Source organism: Mesorhizobium sp. WSM4806 (genome assembly GCF_055811635.1).
Window position 1 is genome coordinate 213,045 of the sequence record NZ_JBVVQZ010000010.1, and the last position, 6,174, is coordinate 219,218.

The 6,174-nt window shown below is 65.2% G+C and carries 5 protein-coding genes and 1 pseudogene; 5 read left to right on the top strand and 1 reads right to left on the bottom strand.

All coding sequences use genetic code 11. The features are described 5' to 3' along the window. Entirely contained in the window at positions 1-420 is a 420-nt protein-coding gene (locus tag AC0L2M_RS17450; protein WP_287344163.1) for a cupin domain-containing protein, read from the top strand. Between the two features lie 209 nt (positions 421-629). Here AC0L2M_RS17450 and AC0L2M_RS17455 read toward each other — a convergent pair whose 3' ends face one another. Beyond that, on the bottom strand, positions 630-1,817 hold the full coding sequence (locus AC0L2M_RS17455) for a M24 family metallopeptidase (RefSeq protein WP_473535465.1): 1,188 nt from the start codon (positions 1,815-1,817) through the stop codon (positions 630-632). A gap of 298 nt (positions 1,818-2,115) precedes the next feature. Here AC0L2M_RS17455 and AC0L2M_RS17460 point away from each other — a divergent pair, with 298 nt between their 5' ends. The 4 genes and pseudogenes from AC0L2M_RS17460 to AC0L2M_RS17475 all read left to right on the top strand — a co-directional run. After that, positions 2,116-3,726 (top strand): ABC transporter substrate-binding protein, encoded by a 1,611-nt coding sequence (locus AC0L2M_RS17460; RefSeq protein WP_473535466.1) that lies wholly within the window; start codon positions 2,116-2,118, stop codon positions 3,724-3,726. Between the two features lie 271 nt (positions 3,727-3,997). Then, positions 3,998-4,984 carry an ABC transporter permease gene (locus AC0L2M_RS17465; protein WP_287242329.1) on the top strand — a complete coding sequence of 329 codons (987 nt, stop codon included), beginning with the start codon at positions 3,998-4,000 and terminating at the stop codon, positions 4,982-4,984. After that, positions 4,981-5,811 carry an ABC transporter permease gene (locus AC0L2M_RS17470; protein WP_128248241.1) on the top strand — a complete coding sequence of 277 codons (831 nt, stop codon included), beginning with the start codon at positions 4,981-4,983 and terminating at the stop codon, positions 5,809-5,811. Before AC0L2M_RS17465 ends, AC0L2M_RS17470 begins: the two co-directional genes overlap by 4 nt. Next, positions 5,808-6,035 (top strand): annotated as a pseudogene (locus tag AC0L2M_RS17475) (ATP-binding cassette domain-containing protein); the annotation flags it as partial. The gene AC0L2M_RS17470 and the pseudogene AC0L2M_RS17475, both read left to right, overlap by 4 nt. Between the last annotated feature and the right edge of the window lie 139 nt (positions 6,036-6,174).

Genomic DNA, 6,174 nt, shown 5'->3' on the forward strand with positions numbered 1-6,174 from the left:
ATGACCGACAAGAGCAAGGTGTTTGTCTACCCGAAGGATGTCAGCGCCTTCGGCTTCGACTGGGGCAAGCTGTCGCTGACGGTGGCGCCCGAGGTGAACGGCGCCACGCGCTTTTCCGGCGGCGTCGTCGACCTGCCCTCCGGCAAGGGCCACACGCGCCACAACCATCCGGGTGCGGAAGAGATCATCTTCGTCATATCAGGCAATGGCGAGCAGATGGTCGAGGACGAGGACGGCAATCCGGTCGTCGAGAAGGTCGGCCCCGGCTGCACCATCTATGTGCCGGAAAGCCGCTTCCACTCGACGCTGAACACCGGCGATGCGCCCATGCAGCTTTTCGTCGTCTATTCGCCGGCCGGGCCGGAACTGGCGTTGCGCGACCTGCCGGATTTCAGGCTGCTGCCGCCGGGCGGGAAATAGGCTCGGCTATGTCCTTCTTCGGCAGCGCCGCCCCTCATCTGGCTGCCGCCATCTTCTCCCCGTAAACGGGGAGAAGGACGCTGCCACCAATGGTTTCGCCAACCGCCAGCGTTGGCAGGAAGAGTGCCGGGGCCGCGCTCAGCTCCCTTCTCCCCGTCTACGGGGAGAAGGTGCCGGCAGGCGGATGAGGGGCAGCACCGTCATTCGCCTTATGAAGCGTCCCCCCGGTTCCAGCCCCTGCCCCGGTCGCCGAACATGACGTAGCCGCTATCGGTGACGGCCACCGTGTCCTCGATCTTGATGAAGCCGCGCGTCGGGTGCAGCATCGTCGTCTCGACCGAGAGCACCATGTTTTTCTCCAGCGGCTTTTCGGCATAGGTGCCTTCATAAGTCACCGGATGATTGGTCATCAGGAACGGCGCCTCATGGGTGATCAGTCCCATGCCGTGGGCGAAGAAATCGGTATAGGGCGCGACCTTTGACGCTTTCAGCACGCCTTCCGCGTAGGAAATCATGTCACCACCCAGCGTGCCGGAGCGTACCTTGGAAAAGGCCGCCTGCTGCACCGCCTCGACTTCGGCCAACAGATCCTCGAGTTCGGCATCCGGCTCGCCGAGAATGCCCATGCGACAGAGGTCGCCGATATAGCCGTGATAATTGCCGCCGGAATCGATCGACATCACCTCGCCCGTCTTCCAGGCCTGCGGCGAGCCGGCGCGGTTGTGGCTGGCGCCAAGCGTCAACAGGCAATACTCGAAATGCGCGCCGCGATTGGTCTCCTCGCGCCGCAGCTGCTCGATGATCTCGGTCTTGGTCGTGCCTTCGCGCGCCCAGGCAATGGTCGCCAGCATGGAATCGGTGATCAGTTCAGAGGCAATGCGCAGCTTCTCCAGCTCCGCATCCGTCTTGATCGCCCGCATCCGCTCCAGCATATCGGTCGCATCGACAAGCCTTGCATCCGGCAGCGCCTTGCGGATCAGCGTGTAGGCATCCGACGGCAGGAAGGCCGGCTCGATGCCGATGCGGGCGTCGCCCTTGCCGATTTTCGCCAGGTGCTCGACCGCGAGATTGGCGGCGTCGAGCGTGCCCCAGCAGGCGGCGTGCAAAGTCGGCGTCCAGAACGGGTTGTTCTGGTGCTCGGCGCCCTCCATGCGGTTGCCGATATAGGCGGCGTGGTCCGGGCCGCCCTTCTCGTAGACGACAACAGGCAGATAGCGGCTGTGGCCGATCGCATCCATGGCAGCGAAGAAGATGAACTTGTAGCCGCCCAGCAGATACTGCGTGTTGTGCTTGGAGGTGGCGAGCAGCACATCGATGCCGGCTTCCTCCATCAGCCGGTCGACCCTGGCATGGTCGAATGGGATGCTGACGGCATTCTTACCCGGAACGACATTCATCTTTCTCTCTCCCTGAATTCCCTGGCCGGCCGATCGGATCGCGGCAGTCCCCAGTCTGGTCTTACGAGACAAGTCTGGTCTTACGAGACAAGTCTGGTCCTACCAGATAAGGTCGGATTGAACCGCTTCCTTGTAACTGGTCCAGCGGACAAAATTTTCAAAGCCACATGAGGATGCGCCAAATCCGTCTCTGGCGAAACCCTCGGCAAGGCTCATAATCACCCTTGCAAGGATGCCGTCCGGTGTCCGAGGGTAGTGGCCACCCGGGCCGAATGGCTGAGAGGGACGGAGTTCGATCATGTCAGAGGTCACAATTTCCAGACGCAGCGTGCTTGCCGGTTCGGCACTGCTGCTGGCTTCGACGGCGCTGCCGACGATCGGCTGGGCACAGACGCCGAAGAAAGGCGGGCGGCTGGTCGTCGCCGCCGATTCCGAGCCGCGCAACCTCAACCCGGCGATCGTCGCGTCCAACGGCGTCTTCTTCATTTCGAGCAAGATCGTGGAACCGCTGGCCGAGGCGTCCTTTGACGGCAAGGACGGGCTCGACCCGCGGCTGGCGACAAGCTGGGAGGGCGCCGCGGACGGCTTGTCGGTAACGTTCAAATTGCGCGAGGGCGTCAAATGGCATGACGGCAAACCCTTCACCTCCGCCGACGTCGCGTTCTCGGCGCTGCAGATCTGGAAGCCGCTGCAGAATCTCGGCGGCACCGTGTTCAAGGATCTGGAGGCGGTCGACACGCCAGACGAACTGACGGCGGTTTTCAAATTCGCCAAACCGACACCATTCCAGCTGATCCGCAACGCCTTGCCGGCGCTGACTAGCGTGGTACCGAAGCACATCTACGAGACGGGAAAGATCGAGGAGAACCCGGCCAACAACGCACCTGTCGGCACCGGCCCGTTCAAATTCGCCGAACACAAGCCAGGCGAATATTACCGGCTGGAGAAGAATGGGGACTATTGGGGCAAGGACCAACCTTACCTCGACGAGATCATATACCAGGTGCTGCCCGACCGCACCTCGGCGGCAAGCGCGCTCGAGGCCGAAGAGATCCAGCTCGCCGCCTTTTCCGCGGTGCCGCTGGCCGATCTCGACCGCATCTCAAAAGTGCCTGGCCTCAAGGTGATCACCAAGGGTTATGAGGCGCTGACTTATCAGCTCGTGGTCGAGATCAATCATCGCCGCAAGGAGCTGGCCGACCTGAAGGTGCGCCAGGCGATCGCCCACGCCATCGACAAGGATTTCGTCGTCAAGACGGTGTTCCTCGGCTATGCCGCCACCGCCACCGGCCCAGTGCCGAAAAACGATCCGCAGTTCTATACGGCCGATGTACCGACTTATGCCTTCGACGTGGCCGAGGCCAACGCCCTGCTCGACGAAGCCGGCTACAGCAAGGGTGACGACGGCAAGCGCTTTTCGCTGAAGCTGCTGCCGGCGCCCTATTTCAACGAGACCAAGCAGTTCGGCGACTATCTGCGCCAGGCGCTCGGCGCCATCGGTATCGACGCCCAGCTGGTCAACAACGACTCGGCCGCGCATATCAAGGCCGTCTACACCGACCACGCCTTCGACCTTGCGGTCGGACCGCCGGTGTTCCGCGGCGATCCGGCGATCTCGACCACCATCCTAGTGCAGAGCGGCATCCCGGACGGGGTGCCGTTCTCCAACCAGGGCGGCTACAAGAACGATGAACTCGACGCCCTCATCGCCAAGGCGTCCGAGACGCTCGACCCCGCCGCGCGCACGGAACTTTACAGGGAGTTTCAGAAAAAGGTCGCAGCCGACCTGCCGCTGATCAATGTCGCCGAATGGAGCTTCATCAGCGTTGTCAGGGACACGGTTGGGAATGTCGCAAACAACCCACGCTGGGCGGTGTCGAACTGGGCGGACACCTGGCTGGAGGGGTGAGCTGCGGGTTAATTGAGATTGACCTTCGCCAATAGGTGAAGTTGGTAATGTCCGTGCTCGACGATACCCCCCTCTGTCCTGCCGGACATCTCCCCCTCAAGGGGGGAGATTCGCTTGCTTTGGCGACGGCCCTTCCCTCAGCAATGTTTGCGATTGGCGCCACGGCTAGTGACGGCCAATCTCCCCCCTTGAGGGGGAGATGTCCGGCAGGACAGAGGGGGGTGCCTAGGCTCGGCATTTCTGTTGATCGGCCCAAGCAGCCGGCGCCGCCATGACCCGCGCGCTTCTCCTCCTTCGCCGTCGCCTCGTCGGCAGCGTCTTCGTGCTGCTGATTGTCGTGATCGGCACTTTCCTTTTGCTGGAAGCCGCCCCCGGCGACGCGGTCGACGCCTATATCGCCTCGACCGGCGGTGACGCCGGCATGATCGAATTGCTGCGCCATCGTTGGGGCCTCGACCAGTCGGCGCTGACGCGGCTGGCGACCTATCTCTGGGCGCTGCTGCATCTCGACCTCGGCCAGTCGGTGACCTTTTCGCGGCCAATCCGCGACGTCATCCTCGAGCGCCTGCCCAACACGCTGCTGTTGATGGGCAGCGCCACCGCGCTCTCCTTCGGGCTCGGCTCGGCGCTCGGCATCTATGCCGGGGCCAGGCCCGGCGGCTTTCGCGACCGCTTGCTGTCGATCGGCTCGCTGGCGCTCTATGCCGTTCCCGGCTTCTGGCTCGGGCTGGTGCTGATCATCGTCTTTGCCGTCGACCTGCGCTGGTTCCCGATCGGCGGCATCGAGAGCATCGCGTCGGGCAAGACCGGCCTTGACCGCGCGGCCGATATCACCCGCCATCTCGTGCTGCCGGTGTCGGCACTCGGCTTCATCTATCTGGCACTCTATCTGCGCATGATGCGCGCCGGCATGGCCGAGGTCTGGCGGCAGGATTTTGTCCTCGCCGCCCGCGCCAAAGGGCTCTCCCGCCGCCGCATCGTGCTCGCCCACGTCGCCCGCAACGCGCTGTTGCCGTTGGTCACCATGCTCGGCCTGCAATCGGCGCAGATGCTCGGCGGCAGTGTCGTCATCGAAAGTGTCTTTTCGGTGCCCGGCCTTGGCCGGCTGGCGCAGGAGGCGGTGGCGGCGCGCGACACGGCGCTGCTGCTCGGCATCATCCTGGTCAGCGCCGTTCTGGTTATCGCCATCAACCTTCTCGTCGACATTGCCTACGCCTTCCTCGATCCGCGCGTCGGCGCCAGCGAGGCCGGTGCGTGAGCCGGCTTCGCCGCTTTCTTCGCACGCCGGAAGCGGTCGCCGGCGCGATCATTCTGGCGGCGCTGTTCGCCATGGCGCTGACAGCGCCTTTGTTCTTTCCCGGCGACCCGCAAGCCATTGCCGGGCCGGCATTGCTGCCGCCCTTTCAGGACTGGTCGCTGCCGCTCGGCACCGACCGGCTCGGCCGCGACGTGCTGGCCGCGCTTCTCCACGGCGCCCGCACCTCGCTGGCGGTCGGGCTGGCGGCAGCGGCAGCAGCCCTTGCCGTCGGCGCGATAGTCGGCACGCTGGCCGGCTTTGCCGGCGGTCTCGTCGACGAAGTGCTGATGCGCATCACCGACGCCTTCCAAACCGTGCCGAGCTTCCTGCTGGCGCTGGCTTTCGTCAGCGTCGTCGGGCCGTCGCTCGGCGTCGTCGTCGCGGCGATCGCGCTCGGCGCCTGGACGGGGCCGGCGCGCGTTGCGCGCGCCGAAGTGCTGTCGATCCGCGAGCGCGATTTTGTCGCCGGCGCCCGTGTCATCGGCATGCATCCGCTGGAGATCGCGTTTCGCGAAGTGCTGCCCAACGCTTTGCCGCCGGTGCTGGCGCTGTCGTCGGTGATCGTCGCCGCCGCGATCCTCACCGAGGCGGCACTTTCGTTTCTCGGCCTCGGCGACCCCAACCGCGTGACCTGGGGCGGCATGATCGCCGAAGGCCGCGCCGTGCTGCGCACCGCGCCCTTTTTGTCGATCATTCCGGGCATAGCACTCGTGCTGACCGTGCTCGGCGTCTATCTCGCCGGCGAAGGCGTCGTCGAGACGACGGCGGTGAGAAGGAGCCTGTCATGACGGCGCTGCTTTCGATCCGCGATCTGACGGTGACCTATCGCCGCGACGGCAGCCAGGTGGCGGCGCTGAACCATGTCAGCCTCGATGTCAGCGCCGGCGAGCGCTTCGCCATCATTGGCGAGAGCGGCTCGGGCAAGAGCACTCTGGCGCTGGCCATTGCCGGGCTGCTGCCGGGTTCTTCCAAGGTTGGAGGCTCGATCGAGTGGTTTTTGCCATCCTTTGGTGCCAAGGCACCCCCCAGGGGGGGGGGGGGGGGGGGGGGGGGGGGGGGGGGGGGGGGGGGCGGGGCCCCCCCCCGGGGGGGGGGGGGCGGGGGGCGCGGCGGGGGGGCGCGGCCCCGCGCCGCCCGGGCGGCGGGGGGCG